This is a genomic window from Lolliginicoccus lacisalsi (assembly GCF_014841105.1).
In the GTDB taxonomy this organism is placed as follows: domain Bacteria; phylum Actinomycetota; class Actinomycetes; order Mycobacteriales; family Mycobacteriaceae; genus Lolliginicoccus; species Lolliginicoccus lacisalsi.
Window position 1 is genome coordinate 175551 of record NZ_JACYWE010000007.1, and the last position, 24996, is coordinate 200546.

26 protein-coding genes are annotated in these 24996 nt (G+C 68.6%); 18 read left to right on the forward strand and 8 right to left on the reverse strand.

What is annotated here, in order from left to right; genetic code table 11:
* Positions 1 to 234: 234 nt before the first annotated feature.
* The 5 genes from HT102_RS12530 (at position 235) to rlmB (ending at position 4439) form a co-directional block, all read left to right on the forward strand.
* On the forward strand, positions 235 to 720 hold the full coding sequence (locus HT102_RS12530; protein ID WP_192039747.1) for a CarD family transcriptional regulator: 486 nt from the start codon (positions 235 to 237) through the stop codon (positions 718 to 720).
* A gap of 64 nt (positions 721 to 784) precedes the next feature.
* Positions 785 to 1465 carry a 2-C-methyl-D-erythritol 4-phosphate cytidylyltransferase gene (gene ispD / locus HT102_RS12535; protein ID WP_192039825.1) on the forward strand — a complete coding sequence of 227 codons (681 nt, stop codon included), beginning with the start codon at positions 785 to 787 and terminating at the stop codon, positions 1463 to 1465.
* A gap of 29 nt (positions 1466 to 1494) precedes the next feature.
* Positions 1495 to 1962 (forward strand): 2-C-methyl-D-erythritol 2,4-cyclodiphosphate synthase, encoded by a 468-nt coding sequence (gene ispF, locus HT102_RS12540; protein WP_192039826.1) that lies wholly within the window; start codon positions 1495 to 1497, stop codon positions 1960 to 1962.
* 61 nt (positions 1963 to 2023) lie between these two features.
* Positions 2024 to 3427, forward strand: coding sequence for a cysteine--tRNA ligase (gene cysS, locus HT102_RS12545; protein WP_192039748.1), 1404 nt, complete (start codon positions 2024 to 2026; stop codon positions 3425 to 3427).
* 43 nt (positions 3428 to 3470) lie between these two features.
* Complete coding sequence (gene rlmB / locus HT102_RS12550; RefSeq protein ID WP_192039749.1) at positions 3471 to 4439, forward strand: 23S rRNA (guanosine(2251)-2'-O)-methyltransferase RlmB; 969 nt, start codon at positions 3471 to 3473, stop codon at positions 4437 to 4439.
* A gap of 204 nt (positions 4440 to 4643) precedes the next feature.
* On the opposite strand, the gene HT102_RS12555 is transcribed toward rlmB, so the two are convergent.
* On the reverse strand, positions 4644 to 6566 hold the full coding sequence (locus tag HT102_RS12555) for an acyl-CoA dehydrogenase family protein (protein ID WP_192039750.1): 1923 nt from the start codon (positions 6564 to 6566) through the stop codon (positions 4644 to 4646).
* 103 nt (positions 6567 to 6669) lie between these two features.
* Between HT102_RS12555 and HT102_RS12560 the strand changes: the two genes are divergently transcribed.
* The 7 genes from HT102_RS12560 to ccsB all read left to right on the forward strand — a co-directional run bounded on the left by HT102_RS12560 (position 6670) and on the right by ccsB (position 13131).
* The gene (locus HT102_RS12560; RefSeq protein WP_192039751.1) at positions 6670 to 6906 is read left to right on the forward strand and encodes an SHOCT domain-containing protein; all 237 of its coding nucleotides are present in this window, start codon (positions 6670 to 6672) and stop codon (positions 6904 to 6906) included.
* A gap of 57 nt (positions 6907 to 6963) precedes the next feature.
* Positions 6964 to 8298, forward strand: coding sequence for a glutamate-1-semialdehyde 2,1-aminomutase (gene hemL / locus HT102_RS12565; RefSeq protein ID WP_192039752.1), 1335 nt, complete (start codon positions 6964 to 6966; stop codon positions 8296 to 8298).
* Positions 8299 to 8329: 31 nt separating this feature from the next.
* The gene (locus tag HT102_RS12570) at positions 8330 to 8995 is read left to right on the forward strand and encodes a histidine phosphatase family protein (RefSeq protein ID WP_192039753.1); all 666 of its coding nucleotides are present in this window, start codon (positions 8330 to 8332) and stop codon (positions 8993 to 8995) included.
* Positions 8992 to 9591 carry a TlpA disulfide reductase family protein gene (locus HT102_RS12575; protein ID WP_192039754.1) on the forward strand — a complete coding sequence of 200 codons (600 nt, stop codon included), beginning with the start codon at positions 8992 to 8994 and terminating at the stop codon, positions 9589 to 9591. Before HT102_RS12570 ends, HT102_RS12575 begins: the two co-directional genes overlap by 4 nt.
* Positions 9588 to 10421, forward strand: coding sequence for a cytochrome c biogenesis CcdA family protein (locus HT102_RS12580; RefSeq protein WP_192039755.1), 834 nt, complete (start codon positions 9588 to 9590; stop codon positions 10419 to 10421). The genes HT102_RS12575 and HT102_RS12580 overlap by 4 nt, the downstream gene beginning before the upstream one ends.
* A 140-nt stretch (positions 10422 to 10561) precedes the next feature.
* Complete coding sequence (gene resB / locus HT102_RS12585; RefSeq protein WP_192039756.1) at positions 10562 to 12139, forward strand: cytochrome c biogenesis protein ResB; 1578 nt, start codon at positions 10562 to 10564, stop codon at positions 12137 to 12139.
* Complete coding sequence (gene ccsB / locus HT102_RS12590) at positions 12136 to 13131, forward strand: c-type cytochrome biogenesis protein CcsB (protein ID WP_192039757.1); 996 nt, start codon at positions 12136 to 12138, stop codon at positions 13129 to 13131. The genes resB and ccsB overlap by 4 nt, the downstream gene beginning before the upstream one ends.
* A 137-nt stretch (positions 13132 to 13268) precedes the next feature.
* Here ccsB and HT102_RS12595 read toward each other — a convergent pair whose 3' ends face one another.
* On the reverse strand, positions 13269 to 14399 hold the full coding sequence (locus HT102_RS12595; protein WP_192039758.1) for a calcium/sodium antiporter: 1131 nt from the start codon (positions 14397 to 14399) through the stop codon (positions 13269 to 13271).
* Positions 14400 to 14617: 218 nt separating this feature from the next.
* Between HT102_RS12595 and HT102_RS12600 the strand changes: the two genes are divergently transcribed.
* Positions 14618 to 15742: a MinD/ParA family ATP-binding protein gene (locus tag HT102_RS12600; protein ID WP_225443606.1), complete on the forward strand. Its 1125-nt coding sequence runs from the start codon at positions 14618 to 14620 to the stop codon at positions 15740 to 15742.
* 428 nt (positions 15743 to 16170) lie between these two features.
* Here the strand turns inward: HT102_RS12600 and HT102_RS16190 are convergent, their stop codons facing one another.
* The 4 genes from HT102_RS16190 to HT102_RS12620 all read right to left on the reverse strand — a co-directional run bounded on the left by HT102_RS16190 (position 16171) and on the right by HT102_RS12620 (position 17925).
* The gene (locus HT102_RS16190; RefSeq protein ID WP_192039759.1) at positions 16171 to 16356 is read right to left on the reverse strand and encodes a hypothetical protein; all 186 of its coding nucleotides are present in this window, start codon (positions 16354 to 16356) and stop codon (positions 16171 to 16173) included.
* A 252-nt stretch (positions 16357 to 16608) separates the two neighbouring features.
* Positions 16609 to 17283: a PhzF family phenazine biosynthesis protein gene (locus tag HT102_RS12610; protein ID WP_192039828.1), complete on the reverse strand. Its 675-nt coding sequence runs from the start codon at positions 17281 to 17283 to the stop codon at positions 16609 to 16611.
* 149 nt (positions 17284 to 17432) lie between these two features.
* On the reverse strand, positions 17433 to 17636 hold the full coding sequence (locus tag HT102_RS12615) for a hypothetical protein (RefSeq protein ID WP_192039760.1): 204 nt from the start codon (positions 17634 to 17636) through the stop codon (positions 17433 to 17435).
* An 82-nt stretch (positions 17637 to 17718) separates the two neighbouring features.
* Positions 17719 to 17925 (reverse strand): BldC family transcriptional regulator, encoded by a 207-nt coding sequence (locus tag HT102_RS12620; protein WP_192039761.1) that lies wholly within the window; start codon positions 17923 to 17925, stop codon positions 17719 to 17721.
* Between the two features lie 212 nt (positions 17926 to 18137).
* On the opposite strand from HT102_RS12620, the gene HT102_RS12625 reads away from it, so the two are divergent.
* From HT102_RS12625 to HT102_RS12645, 5 genes are all read left to right on the forward strand, one after another.
* The gene (locus HT102_RS12625; RefSeq protein ID WP_192039762.1) at positions 18138 to 18485 is read left to right on the forward strand and encodes a DUF4229 domain-containing protein; all 348 of its coding nucleotides are present in this window, start codon (positions 18138 to 18140) and stop codon (positions 18483 to 18485) included.
* A complete protein-coding gene (gene cds1, locus HT102_RS12630; RefSeq protein WP_192039763.1) occupies positions 18482 to 19633 on the forward strand; it encodes an L-cysteine desulfhydrase Cds1 in 1152 nt (383 codons plus the stop codon). The genes HT102_RS12625 and cds1 overlap by 4 nt, the downstream gene beginning before the upstream one ends.
* Entirely contained in the window at positions 19630 to 20331 is a 702-nt protein-coding gene (locus HT102_RS12635; RefSeq protein WP_192039764.1) for an ABC transporter ATP-binding protein, read from the forward strand. Before cds1 ends, HT102_RS12635 begins: the two co-directional genes overlap by 4 nt.
* The gene (locus HT102_RS12640) at positions 20324 to 22834 is read left to right on the forward strand and encodes an FtsX-like permease family protein (RefSeq protein WP_192039765.1); all 2511 of its coding nucleotides are present in this window, start codon (positions 20324 to 20326) and stop codon (positions 22832 to 22834) included. The genes HT102_RS12635 and HT102_RS12640 overlap by 8 nt, the downstream gene beginning before the upstream one ends.
* Before the next feature lie 301 nt (positions 22835 to 23135).
* A complete protein-coding gene (locus HT102_RS12645) occupies positions 23136 to 23516 on the forward strand; it encodes a phage holin family protein (RefSeq protein WP_192039766.1) in 381 nt (126 codons plus the stop codon).
* A gap of 63 nt (positions 23517 to 23579) precedes the next feature.
* Here HT102_RS12645 and HT102_RS12650 read toward each other — a convergent pair whose 3' ends face one another.
* Together HT102_RS12650 and HT102_RS12655 are read right to left on the reverse strand one after the other, a co-directional pair.
* Positions 23580 to 23933 (reverse strand): DUF2568 domain-containing protein, encoded by a 354-nt coding sequence (locus tag HT102_RS12650; protein ID WP_192039767.1) that lies wholly within the window; start codon positions 23931 to 23933, stop codon positions 23580 to 23582.
* 35 nt (positions 23934 to 23968) lie between these two features.
* Positions 23969 to 24838 carry a 1,4-dihydroxy-2-naphthoate polyprenyltransferase gene (locus HT102_RS12655; RefSeq protein WP_192039768.1) on the reverse strand — a complete coding sequence of 290 codons (870 nt, stop codon included), beginning with the start codon at positions 24836 to 24838 and terminating at the stop codon, positions 23969 to 23971.
* Between the last annotated feature and the right edge of the window lie 158 nt (positions 24839 to 24996).

The following is a 24996-nucleotide window of genomic DNA, read 5'->3' on the forward strand; positions in this document are numbered from 1 at the left end:
CGGTGGGTGGGGTTTCTGGTCGTTTTGGTCCGCGGGCATCGCCTGCCCGCGCCGGGCGGGCGCGGGACTGGCGCTGGGAGCGTCAATCCTGGCCGGGGTGTTTGCAACTGCAAGCTCCGAAGAACCGCAGGTGAGCGGTGGTGCCTCAGCGTGGACGGCGCTGACCTGCAAGGACGGCATCCATTTAGGGGAGGCTCGTGTTAGCATAGTCATATCGAAAGGGGTACGGGACATATGAATTTCAGGGTCGGAGACACCGTTGTTTATCCCCATCACGGTGCAGCCACGATCGATGCTATTGAAACCCGAACCATTCGGGGTGAGCAGAAGGAGTACCTCGTACTGAAGGTGGCCCAGGGCGACCTGACGGTGCGGGTTCCCGCCGCCAACGCCGAGTACGTTGGCGTTCGTGACGTAGTTGGCGAGGAAGGCCTCGATCGGGTGTTCCAGGTCCTGCGGGAATCGCACACCGAGGAGCCGACCAACTGGTCCCGCCGTTACAAGGCCAACCTGGAGAAGCTTGCTTCCGGGGATGTGAACAAGGTCGCCGAGGTCGTGCGCGACCTGTGGCGCCGCGATCAGGATCGTGGCTTGTCGGCCGGCGAGAAGCGGATGCTCGCGAAGGCCCGGCAGATCCTCGTGGGCGAGCTCGCTCTCGCCGAGGGCACTGACGATGTCAAGGCCGCCTCGATGCTCGATGAGGTCCTTGTCGCCTCGTGATGCCGAGGCATCCTGATCGGCACTATCCTGGCGCGTAGCATCGCCTGGTGTGAATAGCACGTCAATCCGGACCGTGGCCCTGGTGCCCGCAGCTGGCAAGGGGACTCGTCTCGGTGGGGCGCTCCCGAAGGCCTTCATGGCCCTCGGTGGGCGCCCCTTATTGTCCTGGGCAGTAGCGGGATTGCGCGATTCCGGCGTGATCGACCACATCATCGTCGTCGCGCCCGCTGACCGTCTCGCCGAGGCCCAGGAGATCGCAGGCCCCCGGGCCAGCGTCGTCGCCGGGGGAGCGGAGCGCGCGGATTCCGTCCGCGCGGGGCTCGCCGCGCTCGAAGGCGCCCACCACGTGCTCGTCCACGACGCAGCCCGGGCCCTCACGCCGCCTTCCGTGATCGTTCGTGTGGCAGAGGCGCTGTGGTCGGGCGAGGATGCCGTGATCCCCGTGCTCCCGGTGACCGACACCGTCAAGACGATCGACGAGCACGGCTATGTGGCAGGCACGCCGGCCCGCGCCACGCTGCGAGCAGTGCAGACGCCCCAGGGATTCAGGGTTCCGGTGCTGCGCGCGGCGCACGCCGCGGCGCTCGCTGCCGACGACCTGACCGATGACGCGATGGCGTGCGAGCGCCATGGCGTGCCGGTGCGGACGGTGCCCGGCGATCCGCTCGCCTTCAAGATCACCACTCCGCTCGACCTCCGGCTAGCCGAGTCGCTCGTCGCGGCGCGGGCCGATCCGCGCGCCTGAGATCGCGAGCGGATAGAGTCGGGTGCGTGATGCGCGTGGGAATCGGGACCGATGTCCATCCGGTCGAGCCTGGCCGACCGTGCTGGATGGCCGGCCTGCTCTTCGAGGGGGAATCCGGCTGCACCGGGCACTCCGACGGTGATGTCGCCGCGCACGCGCTGTGCGACGCGCTGCTCTCCGCGGCCGGGCTAGGGGACCTTGGCGCTGTCTTCGGCACCGGCCGACCCGAGCTGGACGGCGTCAGCGGCGCGGCGCTGCTCGAGCACGTGCGCGACATGCTCGCCGAGTCCGGATACGCCATCAGCAATGCCGCCGTGCAGGTCATTGGCAATCGGCCGCGGATCGGGCCGCGCCGCCGGGAGGCCGAGGAGGTCCTCGGCGGCATACTCGGCGCGCCCGTCTCGGTCTCCGCGACCACCACCGACGGGCTGGGCCTGACCGGTCGCGGCGAAGGCATCGCCGCCGTCGCGACAGCCCTGATCTCGACGGCGAACTGATCTGCCGATCGCGGTCCGTGGATTCGAGAATGCACGGGCCGACCAAGTACGATGATGCGTTGTGACCCTGCGCCTTTTTGACACCGCGACACGCACCCAGCGGGACTTCGCCCCGCTCGTCGACGGCCAGGTCTCCATCTACCTGTGCGGCGCGACGGTGCAGGGCGAGCCGCATATCGGTCACGTGCGCAGCGGGGTCGCGTTCGATGTGCTCCGCCGCTGGCTGCTCGCGCAGGGCCAGGACGTCCGGTTCGTGCGCAACGTCACCGATATCGACGACAAGATCCTTGCCAAGGCCGCTGATGCGGGCCGCCCCTGGTGGGAGTGGGCCGCCACCTACGAGCGTGCGTTCGATCGGGCCTACGACAAGCTGGGCGTGCTGCCACCGTCCGTGGAGCCCCGCGCGACCGGGCACATCACCCAGATGATCGAGCTCATCGAGGTGCTCATCGACCGGGGCCATGCCTACGCCGCCGGCGGCGATGTGTACTTCGATGTGCGCAGCTTCCCCGAGTACGGCGCGCTGTCCGGGCATCGCATCGACGACGTCCATCAGGGCGAGGGCCTTGGCGAGCAGAAGCGCGACCAGCGCGATTTCACCCTCTGGAAGGCCGCGAAGCCAGGCGAGCCCTCCTGGCCCACGCCGTGGGGGCCGGGCCGCCCGGGGTGGCACCTCGAGTGCTCCGCGATGGCCGCGGCCTACCTCGGCCCGGAGTTCGACATCCACTGCGGCGGAATGGACCTCGTCTTCCCGCACCACGAGAACGAGATCGCCCAGAGCCGCTCCGCAGGAGGCGGGTTCGCCCAGTACTGGCTGCACAACGGCTGGGTGACCCTCGGCGGCGAGAAGATGTCGAAGTCGCTGGGCAACACCCTGTCGATCCCCGCCATGCTCGAGCGGGTGCGGCCGCAGGAACTGCGCTACTACCTGGGCAGCGCCCACTACCGGTCCATGCTGGAGTATTCCGAGCACGCGATCCAGGAGGCCGCCGCGACCTACCGGCGCATCGAGGCGTTCCTTGATCGGGTCGCTCGACGGGCCGGCGAGATCCCCGTCGGCGAGTGGACCGAGGCATTCGCTGCGGCCCTCGACGATGATCTCGGCGTGCCGGCAGCGCTCGCCGAGATCCACAATGTCATCGGTGCCGCGAACACGGCGCTCGAGGGCGGCCAGCCGGACCGTGCCCGGCAGCTAGCCGGCCAGGTGCGGGCCATGCTCGCCATCCTGGGAGCGGACCCGCTCGCGCCGCAATGGCGCGCGGGCGCCGCGGCATCCGACGGTGCCGATGGTGCCATGGCCGCGCTCGATGCCCTCGTGCGCGATGAGCTCGCCCGCCGCCAGCAGGCCCGGGCCGATCGGGATTGGGCCACCGCCGATGCCATCCGGGACCGGCTCGCCGCGCTCGGCATCGACATCACAGACACACCAGACGGGCCGGAGTGGGCCCTGAGGAACGACCACTAGCGCTTCCGCGGTTCGCGCGCGGAAGGAGAGATCGAGGGACACAATGCCAGGAAACTCCAGCCGCCGGGGCGCGGTCCGTAAATCCGGCACCAAGAAGGGCGCGGTCAAGGGCACCGGTGGCAAGCGGCGCCGTGGGCTCGAGGGCCGGGGCGCCACCCCGCCAGCGGAGATGCGGGTCGGCCACCCTGCCGCGCGCCGTGCTGCCGTGCAGGCCAAGGCCCGGCAGGGCCGGGCCGGGGCCCAGGCCGCGCGCCGCCGGGCTGGAGAAGGGCCGGAGCTCGTGCTCGGCCGCAACCCCGTCGTCGAGTGCCTCCGCGCCGGGGTGCCCGCCACCGCGCTGTACGTCGCGGTGGAGAGCGATCCGGACGAGCGTGTCACGGAGGCCGTGCAATACGTGGCCAACAAGGGAATCCCGCTGCTCGAGGTGCCCAAGCAGGACCTCGACCGGATGACCACGAACGGCATGCACCAGGGCATCGCCCTGCAGGTGCCGGCATATGAGTACATGCACGCCGACGACCTGATGCGCGCGGCCCACGAATCACCTGATCCGGGTCTCGTCGTGGTTCTCGACAACATCACTGATCCGCGCAACCTCGGCGCCGTCATCCGGTCCACCGCGGCGTTCGGCGGGGATGGCGTGCTCATCCCGGAGCGGCGCTCGGCGAGCGTCACGGCCGTGGCCTGGCGCACCAGCGCCGGAGCGGCCGCCCGCATCCCCGTGGCGCGCGCGACCAACCTCACCCGGACGCTCAAGCACTTCCAGGAAAACGGCTACTTCGTGGTGGGGCTCGACACCGAGGGCGCGGTGCCCCTCGATGAGTTCACCAGTGTTGATGTGCCGCTGGTGATCGTCGTCGGCTCCGAGGGCAAGGGCCTTTCCCGGCTGGTCCGGGAGACCTGCGACGTGATCGTCAGCGTCCCCATGGCGGATGTCGTCGAGTCGCTCAATGCCTCCGTCGCCGCCGGAGTGGTGCTTGCCGATATCGCCCGGCAGCGCCGCCAGCGCTGAGCAACTGTCGGGCCGGTGCCGCGCGAAAGATCTGCTAGTCGTTGTCATCATCCGGCAGGGTGTGTCGCGGCGGGTCGCGTGACATCGACCAGCAAGTTCGCGACAACCGAGCTCGCGGGCCCCGGGGCTACCAGGTCCACAGCCCCACGCAAGCGGAGGGCCCCGGCAGGAGATTCCTGCCGGGGCCCTTGCGCTGCAGCGTGGCTATTCGCGCTCATAGACGTTGGCGTCGTTGAGCATGGACGCCCGCAGCATGCTCTCGGGAACGCCGAGGCCCTCGACGAGGGTGAGCGCATGCGGGCGCAATGCCTCGCATAGCTCGTTGACGCCACGGCGGACCGCCTTGGCGCGCTCCACCGACATGAAGCGGTGCATGATGAACCAGTCGCGGTCGGCCTCGAGCTCGGTGAACACGTAGAGGTCGCAGAGCGTCTCGGCGATCTTGCGGGCCTCCTCGTCCTGGATGAGCTCGATGGCGTCGATGAACTCCTCGAGGATCAAGCGGTCAATGTGCGATGCGCCGGCCTTGAGGATGTGGTCCTGGGCGTTATTGAACGCCTTGAACGCGTCCCCGTTCTTCGCGCCATTGCGCAGCCGCTGCACGGCGGTGCGGACGAGGTAGTCCTCGCGGTCCGCGAAGAGCTGCAACTGGACGGCCCGCTTGGACAGGTCGCCCTCCTCGACGCTCTCGTCTCCGCGATCGAAGAGGGTCTGGATCATCTGCCGCACGCCGGAGCGCTCCCGGACGACGTCGCCAGCCATGGTCGCGGCGAAGCGGATCCAGTCGGTGGCGTCGTAGTCGCGCACCTCGTCTGCGTAGGAGGTGAGCAGTTCCTTGGCCACGAGCTGGGTGAGGACGGTGTTGTCGCCCTCGAACGTGGTGAAGACATCCGTGTCGGCCTTGAGGGTGACGAGCCGGTTCTCCGAGAGATATCCGGCACCGCCGCATGCCTCGCGGGATTCCTGGATGGCCCGGGTCGCATGCCAGGTCTGCGCCACCTTCAGGCCGGCGGCCCGCTTCTCCAGCGCGCGCTGCGCCTCAGGGTCGGTGTTCTGCCCGGTCTGGATGAGGTGCATCTTGCGCACGAGGTCGTTCTGCGCGAAGCCCAGCGCGTAGGACTTCGCGATGAGGGGCAGCAGGCGCCGCTGGTGCGCGAGATAGTCGAGCAGCACGTTCTCCGGCTCGTCCTTGGCAGGACGGAACTGGCGGCGCTTGAGCGCGTAGCGGGTAGCGATGCTCAGCGCAACGCGGGCCGCGGCCGCCGCGGCGCCGCCAACGCTGATGCGGCCGCGCACGAGGGTGCCGAGCGTGGTGAAGAACCGGCGGCTATCGGTCTCGATCTCGGAACGGTAGGTGCCGTCCTCCTCGACCTCGGCGTACCGATTGAGCAGGTTCTCGCGCGGGATGCGCACGTTGTCGAACATGATGCGGCCGTTGTCCACGCCGCCGAGACCACCCTTGTGCCCGCAGTCGGAGGTGGTGACGCCGGGGGGGTCGCCGCCGTTCTCGTCGCGGATGGGAATGACGACGCAATGCACGCCGTGCGATTCGCCCTCGGTGATCAGCTGCGCGAACACCGCGGCTATGGTGGCATGCTCGGCCGCGCCACCGATGTAGTCCTTGCGGGACGACGGGGTGGGCGAGTTGATCACGAACTCCTGGGTGCCCGGATCATAGGTGGCGGTCGTCTCGAGCTGCTGGACGTCACTGCCATGCCCGGACTCGGTCATCGCGAAGCAGCCGAGCAGGTCGAGGTTGATCAGGGGGCGGATGTACTTGTCGTGATGGCGCTTGGTGCCCAGGTTCTCGACCGCGCCGCCGAAAAGGCCCCATTGCACGCCGGCCTTCACGGTGAGCGAGAGATCCGCGTAGGCGAGCATCTCGAAGCCCGCCACCGCCGCGCCGACGTCACCGGTCCCGCCGTTCTCCTGGCGGAAGCCGCTCTCGGCGTAGCCGGTCTCGACGAGCGCGTGCATCTGCTCGAGGGCGCGCGCTCGAGCGGCCTTGGTGTCGAGGGTCGGGTCGGAGGCGAAGATGTCGGCGGGAAGGTATTCACGGCACTGCTCACGGACCTCTTTCCAGGGGCCGTCGAGTGCCTCGCGCAGGTATTGCCCAGTGCTGGTCATGACTTCGACGATAACCGCACTCGCGAGGGTTAGCAGGGTGTTCTCAGGGCCTGCTCAGGAACGCGTCCATGCGGCACACCGTCGCTGGTGCCATCATGGGGGCATGATGATGGTGCTCCTGGCGGTCGTGGCGATCACGTTGCTCGTGCTGGCCGTGGCGACGATCATGCGGCTCAGCGCGACACCGGCACCGGGTGACTCGCGACCGGCGCTGCCAGTGCAGCGCAGCGCGGCGGAGGAGGAGCTGCGGCGCCGCTTCGCGGCCGGGGAGCTGACCGAGATCGAGTACATCGAGAAGCTCGGCATCCTGCGCATGGACGACGAGCGGGACCTGCCGTAGCCCCGGTACTACACCCCGTCGTCGACGTTCGCGCGGCAAGCTGGAACACGGGTAGCCGTGACCGAGCCCCACGACCACGCCCACGTGCCCCGTTCCGCCCAGCTCTTCGAGCGTGCCTCCCGCGTTATCCCCGGGGGAGTGAACTCGCCCGTGCGAGCGTTCGGTGCCGTCGGGGGAGTGCCACGGTTCATCCGGGAGGCGCGCGGCCCCTGGCTCGTGGATGTCGATGGCAATCGCTATGTGGACCTGATCTGCTCCTGGGGGCCGATGATCCTCGGGCACGCTCATCCTGCCGTGGTCGAGGCAGTGCGCGAGGCAACGCTGAAGGGCACCTCGTTCGGAGCGCCCACCGAGGGGGAGGTCGAGCTCGCCGAGGAGATCGTGCGCCGCGTGGAGCCGGTGGACCAGGTGCGGCTGGTCAACTCGGGCACGGAAGCGACGATGAGCGCGGTGCGGCTGGCCCGTGGCTTCACCGGGCGCAGCAAGATCATCAAGTTCGCTGGCTGCTACCACGGGCACGTCGATTCCCTTCTCGCGCACGCGGGCTCCGGAGTCGCGACCTATGCCCTGCCCACCTCGCCTGGGGTCACCGGCGCGCAGGCCGCCGAGACGATCGTGCTGCCATACAACGATCTCGGCGCGGTCCGGGAGGCATTCGCCCGGCACCAGGGCGAGATCGCGGCCGTGATCACCGAGGCCGCGGCGGGCAACATGGGCGCGGTCGCGCCGCTGCCCGGGTTCAACGAGGGACTGCGCGTGGCCTGCCAGGAGAACGGCGCGCTGCTCATCATGGATGAGGTGATGACAGGCTTCCGGGTCAGCGCTTCCGGCTGGCATGGCATCGACGGCGTGGCCGGGGACCTCTACACCTTCGGCAAGGTCATGAGCGGTGGCCTGCCAGCAGCGGCATTCGGCGGCCGGGCCGACATCATGGCCCATCTCGCTCCAGGCGGATCCGTCTACCAGGCCGGGACGCTCTCGGGAAACCCGGTGGCCGTGGCGGCGGGCCTCGCGACGCTGCGCCATGCGACCCCCGAGGTCTATGCCGCGCTGCGGCGCAATCATGCCGCGCTGCGCGAGCTGCTCGCCGATGCGCTCGATGAGGTGGGCATCGCGCACCATGTCCAATCAGCGGCAACAATGGTGAGCGTGTTCTTCACCGATCATTCCGTGCAAGACTATGCACAGGTGAAGGCGAGCGAGACGTGGCGATATCCGGCGTTCTTCCATGCCCTCCTCGAGCGGGGCGTGTACGCGCCACCGAGCGCGTTCGAGGCATGGTTCGTCTCGGCGGCCCTCGATGAGGAGGCGTTCGAGGTGATCGCACGCGCGGTGCCAGCAGCGGCGAAGGCCGCGGCGGCCGCGACACCGCCCGAGACCGTGAAGGCCTGACAGGACGACATCCGCTCTAGGAGGGTGAGACGTGACCGATCCCAGCAATGACAGCGCGCGCTCGGGCGATATCCGGACGATCGTGCATCTCGTGCGCCACGGCGAGGTGCATAACCCCAACGGCATCCTCTACGGCCGGCTTCCGGGCTTCCGGCTCTCCGAGACCGGCCAGGACCAGGCCCGCCTCGTGGGCAAGGCGCTCGCTGGCCATGACATCACCCATGTCGTCGCGTCCCCGCTGCTGCGCGCCCAGCAGACCGCGGCTCCCATCGCCGAGGAGCATGGCCTGCAGGTGGCTACCGATGAGGACCTCATCGAGGCGGAGAACCAGTTCGAGGGACTGCGCGTCTCGGTGGGCGATGGCGCGCTGAGCCGCCCGCGGCACTGGTTGAAGCTGCGCGATCCGTTCACCCCCTCCTGGGGCGAGCCGTACCTGCAGATCGCGCACCGCATGCTGGCCGCCGTCAATACCGCCCGCGCTGCCGCGTCCGGCCACGAGGCGGTGTGCGTGAGCCACCAGCTCCCGGTGTGGTCGTTGCGGCGGTTCCTGCAGGGCCAGCGGCTCTGGCACGATCCGCGCCACCGGCAGTGCTCACTGGCGTCGCTCACCTCGCTGGTGTACGAGGGGGACGAGCTGATCGATATCGTGTACTCCGAGCCAGCGGGGGCCTCGGATCCTACGGTGACGGGGGCATGAGACCCCGCTCTCCGCGACGCTGGACCCTGGCTGCCGCCGCAGCCATGGCCGGTTCGCTGCTCGTGGGTTGCTCCTCCGGTGACGACGCCGTTGTCTACGGGGGCACCTTCAACTTCGTCTCGCCGGGCGGGCAGACCGAGATCTACTACGATCCGCCCGCCGAGCGCGGCACCGCGGGCGAGATCGCGGGCCCCTCGCTCATGCAGCCCGACGAGACCATCGCGCTGTCGGACTACGCCGGCGAGGTGGTCGTGCTCAACGTCTGGGGGCAGTGGTGCGCGCCCTGCCGCACCGAGATGCCCGAGCTGCAAGAGGTCTATGACAGCACCAAGGATCTGGGCGTGCAGCTCATCGGCATCAACGTCCGGGACCGGCAGATCGACAAGCCGCAGGACTTCGTCGAGGATTTCGGCTTCACCTTCCCCTCCATCTACGATCCGCCCATGCGGACCCTCCTCGCGCTGCGCGGCATCCCCACCAGCGTGGTGCCCATGACGGTGGTCCTTGACCGGGAGCAACGCGTGGCCGCGGTGTTCCTCAAGGATCTTCTCGCCGAGGACCTCCAGCCGGTGGTCGAGCGGGTGGCCGCGGAATGAGCACGGTGCTGCTCGCCGCCTCGGTCGGCGAAACCTTCCGCGATACCGCCGTCGCCGGGCCGATGCTCGCCGCGATCGTTGTCGCGGTGCTCGCGGGCTTCGTCTCCTTCGCCTCGCCGTGCGTCATCCCCCTCGTGCCTGGCTACCTGTCCTACCTGGCGGGCCTAGTCGGGGCCGAGGCGCCTCCGGCCACGGTCCAGCAAGCACAAGGAACGACGACTCTCACCACGATCCGGGACCGCACCCGATGGCGCGTGGCCGGGGCGGTCGCGCTGTTCGTGGCCGGGTTCACCGTCGTGTTCGTGCTCGCCACGGCATCCGTGTTCGGCATGATCGGCGCCCTGAGCCTTAACCGGGAGCTGCTCCAGCGCGTCGGCGGGGTCGTCACGATCATCATGGGGCTGGTATTCCTCGGCCTGATCCCCGCGCTGCAGCGGGAAGCACGGTTCTCGCCGCGACGCTTCACATCCCTGCTCGGCGCGCCTGTTCTCGGCGGGATCTTCGGCCTGGGGTGGACACCCTGCCTGGGGCCGACCCTCGCCGGAGTGATCTCGCTCGCCGCCGGCACCGAGGGGACGACCGCCACCCGCGGCGTGATCCTCATCATCGCGTACTGCCTGGGGCTCGGCCTGCCCTTCGTGATCCTGGCCTTCGGATCCACGGCTGCCCTCCGCGGTGTCGGCTGGCTGCGCCGCAACGCGCGACTGATCCAGATGATCGGCGGAATCATGCTGATCGCTGTCGGCGTCGCCCTGGTCACGGGCGGGTGGGAGCTATTCGTCGGCTGGGCGCGCGATGCGTTCATCACCGACACGGTGCTGCCGATCTGATGGGCCACCACACCGATGACCAATCATTGATCGACGGGGATCGAGGCGCCCGCCAAGGAGCGCGCGCCCGCCAATGGGGAGGATGAGTGCTACGCAAGGCCTTGGCCACGCTACGGAACCTGTGGCGGAGCCTCACCAGCATGGGCACCGCCCTGGTGCTGCTGTTCCTGCTCGCCCTCGCGGCGGTGCCGGGCGCGCTGCTGCCGCAACGCAGCCTCAATTCGCAGAAGGTGGCGCAATACATCGCGGATAGGCCCACCATCGGCCCGATCCTTGACACGCTTGGCTTCTTCGACGTCTTCAGCAGCTTCTGGTTCACGGCGATCTATGCATTGCTCTTCATCTCGCTGGTGGGTTGCATCCTGCCGCGCGCCGCTGATCACTGGCGCGCCATGCGGGCTCCTGTCGTGCGGGTGCCCCGCAACCTCGCGCGGCTGCCCCGCCACGCGCTCGGCACCTCCGGCAGCCCGCCCGAGGACGTGGCTGGCCGGGCCGAGCGCTTGCTGCGGCGATGGCGCACGAGCATCCGTCGCGAGGACGGCGTCATCGAGATCTCGGCGGAGCGCGGCCATTCCCGCGAGCTCGGCAACTTGCTCTTCCACGTGGCGCTCGTCGGTGTGCTCGCGACCGTGGCCATCGGTCGAATCCTCGGCTACGAGGGCTCGGTCATCGTCATCGCCGACGACGGGCCAGGATTCTGCAGCGGCAGCCCCGCGGTGTATGACTCGTTCCGCGCGGGCGTCGACGTCGATGGCACCGATCTTGCGCAGTTCTGCGTCCGCGTCAAGGACTTCACCGCCGACTACCTGCCCACCGGCCAGGCGGAGATGTTCACCTCCAATATCGAGTACCAGGCGGGCGAGGATCTCGTTACCGGCACGTGGCGGCCCTATCGCCTGCGCGTCAACGAGCCGCTGCGCATCGAGGGCGATCGCCTCTACCTGATCGGCCACGGCTTCGCGCCGACCTTCACCGTGACCTTCCCCAACGGCGAGGAGCGCACCGAGACGTTGCAGTTCGCCCCCGAGGACGCCACCACCTTCCTCAGCTCGGGAGCGCTGCGCTTCGACCCGCCCGGCGGCCTGTATGGCGACAGCGAGGAACGGCGCAAGAACCAGATCGCCCTCGAAGGGCTCTTCGCGCCCACCGCAGCGTTCCCTGACGGCACGTTGCTCACCTCGGCGTTCCCCGCGATGCTCGACCCTGCCGTCGCCATCGACATCTATCGAGGCGATACCGGGCTCGACACGGGCAGGCCCCAGAGCATCTTCGCGCTCGACCAGTCGATGATCGAGCAGGAGCGACTCGTCCGCGAGGCCCGCGTCAACCTGTACCCGGGGGAGTCGGAGACGCTCGACGACGGCACCGAGGTGCGCTTCGATGGCGCGGAGGAATGGGTATCGCTGCAGGTGTCGCATGATCCCGCCCAGAAGTGGGTGCTCGTCGCCGCGGTGACGATGACGCTGGGCCTGCTGCTTTCGCTGACGATCACCCGCCGCAGGGTCTGGATCCGCATCGCCTCGGGACCAGCGGGCCCCGGCGAGGAGGAACGACGTACTGTAGTAGAAATGGGCGGCCTGGCCCGCACCGATCAGGCCGGGTGGGGCAACGAGTTCGAGGAACTCGTCGAGACGCTTGGGCTGAGCCCTTCCGAGAGCAGTGAGATGGCCGGAAAGCCTAGCGCAACAGGCAACACGAGAAACTGGAGTGCCGAATGAACGTGGATCCCGAGCTCGCGCGCTGGAGCGATAGCGCCTTCCAGGTTGCCTTCGCCATCTATGTGCTGGCCATGGTGATGTTCGCCGGGCAGTACGCCACCTCGCGCGTGCGGGCCTCGCAGGAACGCGAGCTCGCCGGGGTAGCGGCCGGTGCCTCCGGGGCTTCGCGCTCGCCAGGTCGATCGCGGACCGCTCCATCGCGGCCCGCGGAACGCACGTGGTTCGACAAGTTCGGCGGCATGGGCTACGCGCTCGTCATGCTCGGCGCGGTGTTCCAGCTCGCCTCCATCGTGCTGCGCGGCCTCTCCGCGGGCAGGTTCCCGCTGGGCAACATGTATGAGTTCGTTTCCGGAATGGTGCTCGCCACCGTCGTCGGTGGGCTCGTCTTCGTCCGCAAGCCCGAGCTCCGGCCACTCTGGATCTTCATCCTCGCGCCCGTCGTGGCTCTCGTGTTCCTCGCGGGAACCGTGCTGTACGCGGACTCCGCGCCGGTCGTTCCCGCGCTCAAGTCGTTCTGGCTGCCCATCCACGTCTCCCTCGCCGTGCTCGGCAGTGGCTTGTTCCTCGTCTCGGGCGTCGCGAGCCTGATGTTCCTCGTGCGCTACGCGCTCATCGAGGGGCGTGCCGAGGATTCCCGCCCCGGCGGCGTGCGCGGCCGCATCGCGAGCCGCCTCCCGGAGGCGCGGACCCTCGATCGGATCGCCTACCGCGTCACGATCGTGGCGTTCCCGATCTTCGGCCTAGGCGTCATCCTGGGCGCGGTATGGGCCGAGGCAGCGTGGGGCCGGTTCTGGGGCTGGGACCCCAAGGAGACCATGTCGTTCGTGACATGGGTGGTCTACGCGGCGTACCTGCACGCTCGCGCCACCGCTGGGTGGCGGGACGTCAAGGCGGCATGGATCAACGTGGTGGGCTTCCTCGCGATCGTGTTCAACCTGTTCTTCATCAACATGGTGGTCTCGGGCCTGCACTCCTACGCCGGGCTGAACTAGCGGGCTCTGCTTGACGGCATCGTGGCGCTGATCGGCGGCCCGGCCTCGGGATTTGCCGGATCTGCTGGTGGATGTTTCGTTCTCGAGGCCGTGTCGCGGCGTGTCGCGGAGCAATCAGTAGCAGATCTAGCGGCCGATCAAGTCCGCACGGATTCCCTGCGGCGAGCGAGCCTCTTGCGACCCTCGTGCGCCGCGAGCAGGACCAGCCAGAACGCGGTAATCGGGATGACGAACCACATCATTGTCGCGCCAAAGGGCTCGAGCGCATCGTGGTCAGTGGCATCGAGCACGAGGTAGCCGAGGTAGGCGCCGTAGAAGGCGACGAAGACCCCGCCCTCCCAGCGGGCCACCGCGAGGCCGGTGAACGCGACCGGGAGGAGCACGAGCGCCACGGCGATCATGATGGGGATATCGAACCCGACGGCTCCGGGCGAGACATCGATCCCCTCGGGCGCGATCACGGCAGTGATGCCGAGGACCGCGCCGATGTTGAAGATGTTGCTGCCCACCACATTGCCGACGGCTAGATCCACCTCGCCCTTGCGCACGGCGATGACGGCAGTTGCCAGTTCCGGCAGCGAGGTGCCGATCGCGACGACGGTGAGGCCGATCACGAGGTCGCTGAGGCCGAAAGCTGCGGCGATGCTGGTGGCGCCGTTGACCAGCAGCTGGGCGCCAGCGACGAGGAGTCCCACGCCGATCACCACGAGTAGCGTGCTCATCGCTGCTTGCTTGCCACGCGAGCTGGTGCCGCCATCGGGCCAGGTATCTGGCGCTGGGGCTGCATCGGCCGAGACGTGCTCCTCGCCGTTCGTTGAACGTCGGGTGGCGGTCACGGTGACCGCCAGGTAAATGAGGAGCATCACGACGAGCACGATGCCGTTGATCCGGCTGATCGACCCGTCGAGCGCGACGACGAGGAGCAGCAGCGAGAATCCGATCATGATGGGGATGTCTGTCCGGATGATCTGGGACTTCACGATCAGGGGCGCGATGAGAGCGCCGATGCCGAGGATGAGAAAGATGTTGGCGATATTGGAGCCAACGACGTTGCCTATCGCGAGCCCGGGATATCCGCTCAGCGCGGCACCGGTGCTGACGGCGAGCTCCGGCGCGGATGTTGCGAAGGACACCACGGTGAGGCCGACGACGAGCGCGGACATACCAATGCTGTGCGCGAGCGAGGTCGCGCCGCGGACGAGCAGTTCTCCGCCGCCAACGAGAAGAACTAGGCCTCCCACCAGGGATAACAGCGCTATGGTGCTCACTGGGAAACGGTAGCACGCAGCGGGTCCGGGGGCTCGTTGGCGGGATTCGCGCGGGCTGGGGGCCAGGCGGACCACCTGCCCGCTACATTCTCACGATATGGGAGGCTCGATCGCGGGGGTTGCGCGGCGCCGCGGGATGGTGCTTACTCAATAGCGGTGGACAATCGGGGGATTGTCCCTATCATCAGTCAGTTCGCGCGCTTCAGGGGGAGGTGGCGATGACCAGTCAGGTCAGCCATGCGTACAAGAACGATCCAATGCAGGAGCACAGCAACGGCATCTGGTCCGAGGACCAGGCCGAGCCGGCGCCAGCAGCACCGAAGTCCGCCCCAGCCGCGGCCAGCAACGGTGCCGGGGCCAAGCGGGCTGCCACCACAGAGCTCTTTGGCGGCCCCGGTGCATCCTCGGGCAGCCTGAACTCGTGGGATCTCTCCAGCGAGGTCCTGCTCAAGCCGGTCAAGCCAGCGCCGCGGCGCGGCTGGCGCAAGGCCGTCTATTCCTGCACCGGTGGATCGGTGAATCTCGGTGATGGCAGGAAGGAAGCCCGCCTTGCTGAGCTGACCACGGAGATCCGGGGCTCGCTGTACGGCTGCCACAAGATCGCCGTGCTGAGCCTCAAGGGCGGCGTGGGCAAGACCACGGTGACCGCAGCTGTCGGCTCGACATTCGCGTCCCTTCGTGGCGACAGGGTAATCGCGGTGGACGCGAACCCGGACCGGGGCACCTTGAGCAACAAGCTGCCGCTCGGCACGGACGCCACCGTGCGCGACCTGCTCCGCGAGGGTGCCGAGATCCAGCGCTACAGCGATGTGCGGGCCTTTACCTCACAGGCAGCGAGCCGTCTTGAGGTGCTTGCCTCCGATACTGATCCCGCGGTCTCGGAGGCCTTCAGCGCGACGGACTATCGCGATGTCCTCGATGTCCTCGAGCGCTTCTACAACCTCGTGCTCACTGACTGCGGCACCGGGCTGATGCGCTCGGCGATGTCAGGAGTGCTCGATAGCGCCGACGCCTTGATCATCGTCAGCTCGGGGTCCGTCGACGGGGCACGCAGCGCATCGGCAACGATGGACTGGCTCGAGGCCCACGGCCACGCCGACCTCGTCGCGAGGTCGATCACCGTCATCAATGCCGCCCGGCCCAAGGCAGGCAAGGTGGATCTCGACAAGGTGGTGGAGCACTTCAGCAAGCGCAGTCGCGCCGTGCGGATGCTGCCATTCGATCCGCATCTCGAGGAGGGCGCGGAGATCGATATGGAGCGGTTGCGCCCCGCCACGAAGGTCGCGCTGATGGAGCTCGCGGCGACCTTGGCGAGCGGCTTCGGTAGCGCCCGCAAGGGGTAGCCTCGCCCATCGCCACCCGCTCTCCGCGATGGGTCATCGCGTCCAGATTGAGAGTCGACAGCCTGCGCGAACTGGGCAGGACAGACCGTATCGAAGCCCGCTGATCGGGACTAATATTGGATCCGCAGTGCAATTCAGCGGGCTCTCCGTGGCGACACCGGGCCGCCATGCCTCCTGAGCACTCGAGGGTGATCATGAACAGCAGGCGCCTCTTCAGTCTTCGAGGGCGGTTTGCCGGAGCAGCCGTGGCGGTCAGTGTCGCGTCGCTTGCGGTGGGTGGATTCGCGAGCGCGGCTGGCGCTACTCCCGTCGGTGGGCCCGGCTTCGCACCCATCACCACCTCCGGGACCAATGTCGGCAGCAACACAGCCTCATTCGCACCGTCGGCTCTTGGTGACTCCCTTCGCATCCTCGTGAACACGCCCAGGCTATTCGGCGACGGGGCGCATGGCGGCCCGTGCGAGAACGGGCAGCCAGGTGGCCTCCTCCAAGGCAATGGCGGCAACGGCGGACACTGTGCCGATGGCCCCGGCGGTCACGGCGGAACGGGCGGCGCGCTCTTCGGCCACGGTGGTCACGGCGGCAACGGCGGTGCCGGATTCGCCGGTGGCCACGGCGGTGCGGCTGGACTCTTGCTAGGCAATGGCGGCCATGGTGGTGACGGCGGAGGCGTCGGTGGGAACGGCGGTAGTGGCGGTCTGCTGCTCGGAACCGGTGGCAACGTGGGCGACAACAACGTGGGCGACAACAACGTGGGGGCCGGCAATACTGGCTATGCCGGCACCGGCGGAGCGGGCGGCACAGCAGGGCCCGCCTAGGCCGGCTCAGCCGAGGTTGTCACAAGAGCGCACGGAGAAGCGCCTGAATCATGGCAGGTGCCGTATGTGGTCGAGCGCGACGCGGCCCCCGACCTCGGCTGTGCCGTTGGGCCCCGGGCGGGCGGACACGATAGACCCTTTGCCATGGTGGATCAGGATGGCGCGCCCCAGGTCGTGGGCAAGGAGCATCGACGCAGACCCGCAGGCCTCGTCCTCATGGACGCGGTACCGGTTGGCGAAAACCCGCGCTCGCACCGTCGCGGCGTCCTCGTTGATCCATGCCCAGAACTGGTCAGCATCGTGCCCCGGGCTGGGCGGCCCGACCATCGCCTCGACCGCGCCCGCGTCAGGGAGCTGGTTGCGCCGCCACGGTGGTGCGGCCGACAGCGGTCCCTGTATCCACACCTGCTCGCCTTCGGTCCAGGTTGGGATGGGCCCGGCCGGCGGGTTCAGCTGTGTGACCGGGCTGCCTTCGTGAGCGAGTAGCCACGCTGTGCCCACCAGCGGGTGGCCCGCTAGTGGTAGCTCGCCGGCGGGGGTAAAGATGTGCACGCGCCCAGTGGCTCGGTCATCGACAAACACCGTCTCGGAGAAACCCAGCTCCGCCGCGATCTGCTGTCGGCGCGGCGCCGGGACCTGGGCGCCGTCAAGCACGACCGCGAGGAGGTTGCCGTATTGGCCGGATTCGTCGCAGAACACGCGTATGACATGCAGGGCGGTCACAACAATCAACTATGGCGCAATCCTCGATATAGTGCGGCGCGGCACCACTAGCCGGACATGCGAAAGCGGTGGCGAGCGCAAGCCCTCCACCGCCTTCTTGTGCAGGGCGCATGACATCGCTCGGGCTTCCTGCCCGAATTGCCGAGCCCTTAGGCTTCGTCGCTCTCGCTCTTCGGGTCGGCGGGACGTTCCTTGCTCAAGTCCCTCTTGATCCGCCACAGGAAATCGGGATCATCATCCGGGCCGACCGCTCGTGGAGTGTTATCCGTACGCCCGAGCAAGGTGGGTCCGAAAGCGCGCCACAATAGCACAGTGAGCAGGATCAGCCCCACAATGGCCAGGATCCACAGCATGACGCACCTCCTTCTCCTTACGAGAGTAGCGGTGCGCTGCCTTCCGGGCCAGGAAGGCCCTAGCCCGGGTGCGGGCGTGGGGTCAGCGGTGCGCCTCGGAGGTCAGCCGGGCGTGCAGCTCCCGGACCTCGGACTCGCGGAATCGACGGTGTCCACCCGGGGTGCGCAGGGATCCGAGCCGACCGGCGAGCGCCCAGCGGGACACGGTCTTCGGGTCGACGCTGAACAGTGAGGCAACCTGCCCCGGGGTGAGCAGTCGCTCATTGGTTTCGAATCCAACGACAGTCATTTCCGTGCTCCTTCGGTTTGTGACCGGATGAACTTTGATCAATAGTGGCACCGAGGGGGCCAGGTACTCGAACAGTACGATGTTGGTAATGCGGAAGTAAGGGACTAAGCGGGCATTTTCCCCGCACCCGGAGAGGCTCCGCGCCATGGCCCTCGAGGTCCATGACCGGTGGCGGGCCGAGCGCCCGGCCCAGTACTCGGTAGCCTTGATCCGTGAGCACCTCGTCATCATCACCCCAGGCATCGCCGCAGCGCCAGCACACCAAGGGCACCCTCGTGCGCGACATCATCCTGTTCACCCTCGCGAGGCTCCTCCTCGCGGCCCTCATCGCCGGTGTCATCGTCGGCGGTGGCATGCTCGTCGGGGTCCAGGTGTACCTCCTCGTCGCGCTCCTCTTCGCGGTCCTGATCGCCATGCCCTTGTCGTTCGTGCTGTTCAAGCCTCTGCGCCAGCGCATCAACGAGGGCATTGCTGCCGTGGACTCCCAGCGCCGCCAGCAACGCGCGGACCTCGAGGAACGGCTACGTGGCGCGCAACGGGGCGATACGGGCGGGCAGTGACCCCACCGAGCGCTGAAGACCCACCATCGCCCGCTGACCGCGACCGGGATTGGGCGGACAACGCGGTGCGCCTCATCGAGGCTGATGCGCAGCGCAGCGCCGATACTCACCTCCTGCGCTATCCGCTGCCCGAGCAGTGGCCCGGCTCCGCGGCGCGCGTCCAGCTCTACCTCAAGGATGAGTCCACCCACATCACCGGCAGCCTCAAGCATCGCCTCGCGCGATCGCTGTTCCTCTACGGCCTGTGCAACGGGTGGATCCACGAGCGCTCCACCGTCATCGAGGCATCCTCCGGCTCGACCGCCGTCTCCGAGGCATACTTCGCGCGATTGCTCGGGCTGCGCTTCGTCGCCGTCATGCCCGCTACCACAAGCCCGTCGAAGATCACGCTGATCGAGGCACAGGGCGGCGAATGCCACTACGTCTCCGAGCCCGGCGAGATCTACCGCGAGGCGCAACGCCTCGCCGAGGCCTGCGGCGGGCACTACCTCGATCAGTTCACCAACGCCGAGCGGGCCACCGACTGGCGGGGCAACAACAACATCGCCGAATCCATCTTCCAGCAGCTCGAGCTCGAGGAGCACCCTGTGCCGGACTGGATCGTCGTGGGGGCGGGCACGGGAGGCACCAGCGCCACGATGGGCCGCTACCTGCGGTACAAGCGGCACGCCACCCGGCTGTGCGTGGTCGATCCCGAGCATTCGGTGTTCCTCGACGCCTGGGCCACCGGGCAACGAGGCCTGACCGAGACGTGCGGATCACGCATCGAGGGCATCGGCAGGCCACGTGTGGAGCCATCCTTCGTGCCCGAGGTCGTTGATCACATGATCCGCGTCCCCGACGCCGCCTCCATCGCGGCCATGCGGTTCGCCTCCCGCCAACTCGGCCGCCCCGTCGGCGGATCGACTGGCACGAACCTGTGGGGGGCCTTCGCGCTGATCTCCCGGATGATCGCCGAGGGACGCAGCGGCAGCGTCGTCACGCTGCTGTGCGACGGCGGGGACCGGTACGCGGGCACCTACTTCGACGACGACTGGATAGCGCGGGAAGGCCTCGATCTCACCAGGCCCACCGAGGCGATCGAGCACTTCCTCGCGACAGGACAGTGGACAACGGGGGAGCGGACAACGGGGGAGCGGCACGCATGACCAGCAGCGGCAACGATCCGGCAGTGCGCTTCCACGAGGTGGTGCGCGAGTACCGGCTTGGCGAGGAGATCGTGCGCGCCCTCGACGGTGTCGATCTCGACCTCGCCGGAGGGCAATTCGTCTCCATCGTCGGCCCGTCCGGAGCGGGCAAGAGCACCCTGCTCCACCTGATGGGCGGGCTCGACACCCCGACCTCGGGCACGGTCACCGTCGGCGGCCAGGACATCGGCGCCTACAGCGACACCCAGCTCGCCGAGTTCCGCCGCCACCACATCGGGTTTGTGTTCCAGTTCTTCAACCTCCTGCCCACCCTCACTGCCTGGGAGAACGTGGCCGTGCCCCGGCTCCTCGACGGACAGGCCCTCTCCACCGCCCGCGACGACGCGATCGCGCTGCTGCAACGGGTGGGGCTCGCCGACCGCGTGGAGCACCGGCCCGCTGAGCTCTCCGGCGGGCAGATGCAGCGCGTCGCCATCGCCCGCGCCCTCATCAACGACCCACCGGTCATCCTCGCCGACGAACCCACCGGCAACCTCGACTCCCGCACCGGCAGCGGCGTCCTCGACCTGCTCACCGACATCGCGCACAGTGGCACCAACCGGCTCGTCGTGATGGTCACCCACGACCGTTCCGCCGCCGATCGCACCGACCGCGTCCTCACGATGCGCGACGGGCGCCTCGAGAACGCCGATGGCTAGCCTCCGCGCCCACCTCGACCGATGGTGGCTGCTGCACCTGCGCGAGCTATCGGCACGACCGGTGCGCGCCGCGATCTCCACGGCCGTCATCGCGGTCTCCTCCGCGCTGATCGTTTCCGTGCTCTCCACCTACGGGTCCCTCACCGGATCAGTGGGCGACCTGTCCGCCACCGTCGCCGGCGATGCCGACCTCGAGATCACTGCCATCACCGATACCGGGTTCGACGGCACCGTTGTCGGCAGGGTGCGCGCCGTCGACGGGGTCGATGCGGCGGTGCCGATGGTCTGGACCCCCGTCGCGACGGCCGACAGTGGAACAACCCTGCTCTTCGGCAGCGATGCCAGTGCCGACCGGCTCGGCAGCATGATCGCCGAGGGCCTCGATGCCGCGCCCGCCGACCTCCTCGCAGGGGGAGTGCTCGCTGGCCCCGGGATCGGCGCCAGCGCAGGTGATCAGATCGAGCTGCCCGGGGGCACCGCTACCGTCATCGACGTGCTCGGCACGCCCAGCGCGGCCGCGATCAACGGCGGAAACTTCCTGGTCACTGCCCTCCCTGTGGCGCAGCGCCTCGCGGGCCGCGACGGCATCCTCGATTCCGTGTTCGTCCTGCTCGAGCCCAGCGCCGATGCGGCCGCTACCCGCGAGCGCATCGAGCAGGCCATCGATGGCGAGGCGCTTGTTGCCGAACCAGGATTCCGCACCGCCCAGGCCGGCTCGGCCATCGCCCTCACCCGCGACTCGACCCTCATCGTCGCGATGATCGGCCTCGTCGTCGCCGCCTTCCTCGTCTTCAACTCGATGAACATGACGGTCGCCCAGCGCAGGCCCGCCATCGCGACGCTCCGGGCGGTCGGCGCGCGGCGCGGCACCATCGTCCGCGGACTCATCGGCGAGGCCGCCTTCCTTGGCGCTGTCGGCGGCGTGCTCGGCGTCCCCCTCGGCGCGCTCATGGGAAGCCTCGCCGTCGGCCGGATACCACCCGTGCTGCTGCAATCGTTCAGCACCGAGATCACCTTCGCGGTGCAGTGGTACGCGCCCATCATCGCGGTCCTGCTGTGCATCCTCGCCAGCGTGGCAGCATCCGCCGTCGCCGCGCGGCAAGTGTTCGCCGTGGCACCGGTCGAGGCACTCCAGCCCGCCGATGTCATCACCGCGGAGGGCGATCACCAGCCCTGGACCAGGACGGCCGCGCTCGGCGGGATCGCGATCATGCTGCTCGCGCTGGCAATGGCGTTCCAGTTCGAGGATCGCCGCGCCCTCGTCGCGAGCGCCCTGTTCGCCGCCGGAGGACTGGCCCTGTGCTACGGCGTGATCCGTGGGATCAGCGGGGCCACCGCGTGGCTGGCCTTGCGCGGCGGAGCGCCCGGCAGGCTTGCCTCCGAGTCCGCGTCCCGCGCCCCCCGCCGGGTCTGGGCCACCGCGGTGACGGTCATGATCGCCGTCGCGGTCGCGGTATCGACCACCGGATCCATGCGCCACCTCGTCGATTCCTCCGGCGACCTCGTCGCGCCCCTCGCCGACGCCGACTTCTACCTCTCCACCACGCCCGTCGACGTCGTCCCCGCCGGTCCGGTCGTGCCCGCGGCAGCCTACGAGTTGCTCGAGCAGGCACGCGGCATCGGCAGCGTTACCGAGGGGCAGTGGGCCTATGCCAACCTCAGCAATCCCGAGGGAGCGCCGCTCAAAGCGATGGTGCTCGGGGCCACGCCGGGCACCACCGCGCCGGCCGTGCGCGCCATGGACGAATCGCTGCGGCAAGCCCTGCACCGGGGCGAGGGCATCGTCCTGTCCCGGCAGCTAGCCCGTCAGATCGGGCTGGATACCGGCGATACCGTCGAGCTCGCCACGCCCAGCGGCGCCCGCTCCGCGCCGATCATCGGCGTCATCGACTACCTCTCGGTGGGATCCGGGATGCTCGCGATGCCGCTGCCGATGATGCAGCAATGGTACGAGCGGCCAGGGGCGACCTTCCTCGAAGTCCAGGTGGCTGACAGCGCCGATGCCGCGGCAGTGATCGCCGCGGTTCGCGAGCAACTCCCGGCCGGGCTGTTCCTCGAGACCGGCGCCGAGGCGTATGGCGCGGCCCGGGGCGCCACCGAGCAGGCCGGGGCTCTCGCGGTGGGCGTGCAGTGGATCGTCGCGCTCGTCGCGGCCGTTGCCCTGCTCAACACCCTCATGCTGTCGGTTCTCGACCGCCGCCGCGAGCTCGGCGTGCTGCGAGCCATGGGCGCGAGCCGACGCTTCATCGCGCGCACGGTGCTGGTGGAAGCCGTCGCGGTCGGCATCGTCGGCGGTTTCCTCGGGCTGCTCTTCGGTGGCGCGCTGCACTACCTCGCCACCGTCGCGCTCTCGGGCACCACCGCGGTGAGCATCAACTTCGAGATCGTGCCCATGGCGGGGTTCTATGCCCTCGCCGCGCTGACGCTCGCGCTCGCCGGTGCGCTCGTCCCCGCGTGGCGGGCTGGGCGGATGGACATCCTCAGCGCGGTCGCGGCGGAGTAGCGGGGTGGTTCGTGGCTTGGGGCGCGGTTCGCCGGCGCTTGGGGCTCGCGGGCCGCTCGCCTTCGCTTGGCGGCTCGCGGGCCGCAAACGCGATAGAAGCCGCGGAAGACCCAGGTCGGCTTCTATCGCGTTTACCAGTTTCCGGTGCTTTTGCCGCCCGCTAGATTCACAGCAGGGTTGCTCGCCCGTGCGCCGGGCACCCCACCCCACGGGCTCATGGACACTGCCGGGAGCCCGCGTCACCGTGTGATGCTCCCGACTGGACCGGGCGAATCGGCCAGCAGCATGCCACGATGGGGCCATGATCTTCCTGCTGACCCTGGCGATTAACTCCTTCGCGATCTGGCTCGCTGCCGAGTGGATCACGGGCATCGACCTCTACACGCCCGGCGAGACCACGACCGAGAACGTGCTGTTCATCGTGGCGATCGGCGCCATCTTCACGCTGATCAACATGCTGATCAAGCCGGTGATCAAACTGCTGTCCCTGCCGCTGATCATCATCACCCTGGGCTTGTTCCTGCTGGTCATCAACGCGTTCATGCTGCTGCTGACCGAGTGGATCACCAGCTACTTCGACTTCGGCCTTCTCATCGCAGGGTTCTGGGCGGCGTTCCTGGGAGGCTTGCTGATCGCGATCGTCAACCTCGTGCTCGGCATGATCGTTCCCGATCGTTCCTGAGCACGTCCTGATGTGAGCACGTCCTGATGTGAGCGGGGCCGGGCCTTGAGGGGCCTGGCCCCGCTATTCGCTCGCGGGGAGGATCGGTGACTCCGCGAGCAGGTGCACCACGATCCACGCCGCCGCGAACGCGATTCCCCATGTTGCTCCCCACAGCATCCAGATCGAATAGGTGGCCGCGGCGAGCAGAGCGAGCTTGACGAGGATGCGGGCGGGCGGGAGATCGTAGTAGGACCGCGGCGAGGCGTATGCCCACCACAGCACCCCGATGAGCAGCACAGCAGCGATCGCGATCGCTGCGCCCGTCGCATCGGAGCCCCCGAGCGAGAAGGCGTACGCGCCGACCGCGACGACGGCGATGAACTCGGTGACCAGCAGGAGCAGCAGCAGCGCGCCGACAGCAGCGGTGAGCAGCATGGAAGGGTTCCCTTTCGACAGTTGCGGACCGGCACTCACCCGGCATTGAGCCCTACGGTGACGAGGATCGCCCAGCCGAGCAGCGCCAGGCCAGTGTCGCGCAGCGTCCCGATCAGCGCCAGCCCGGTATCGCCGGAGCGCACGGGGATGTAGGCACGCAGCGCCATGGGGATCGCGACAAGGCCGAGGAGCGCGCCGGGATGCTGCAGAGCGAGCGGCAGGCACAGCAGGAACGGCACGAGCACGAGGGCCAGGTACAGCCGCCGGGTGCGGCGATCCCCGAGGCGCACCGCGAGCGTCACCTTGCCCGCCACCTCATCGGTGGGGATATCCCGCAAATTGTTCGCTACGAGCACCGCCGTGGTCAGCGAGCCGATGCCGATCGCGCACCACAGCCCGGCGAGCGTCACCGAGCCGGTCTGCACGAACTCGGTGCCGAGGACCGCGACGAGCCCGAAGAACACGAACACCGCCACCTCGCCATAGCCCAGGTAGCCGTAGGGGCGGGATCCGCCGGTGTAGAACCATGCTCCCGCTACGCACAGCAGCCCCACGAGCACGATCCACCAGGCCGTCGTGGCGGCGAGCACGAGCCCGGCCAGCATCGCGACCCCGAAGCAGGCGAACGCGACCTTCTTGACCAGCGCAGGATCCGCGGCGCCAGAACCGACCAGTCGCATGGGGCCGACGCGATCGTCGTCGGTGCCACGGATGCCATCGGAATAGTCGTTGGCGAAATTCACGCCGAGGACCAGCGCTACCGCGACGACGAGTGCAAGCAGGGCCTTCCACCACACGATGCTTCCTGCCGCCCCGGCCGCGCCGGTCCCTGCGATCACGGGGGCCAGCGCGGTGGGGAGCGTGCGCGGGCGCGCCCCCTCGATCCATTCAGCTACCGATGCCATGCCCTGATCTAATCAGCATTGGCCGACAGGGCGCAGCTTGGGCGCGCGGGGCAGGCGGCGGTGCCTCGCGGCTGCGGGGCGGTTGCCTGGCGCCTGCCCGGCGCCTGCCTGGCCGCAAAAGCACCGGAAACTGGTAAACGCGATAGAAGCCGACCGGG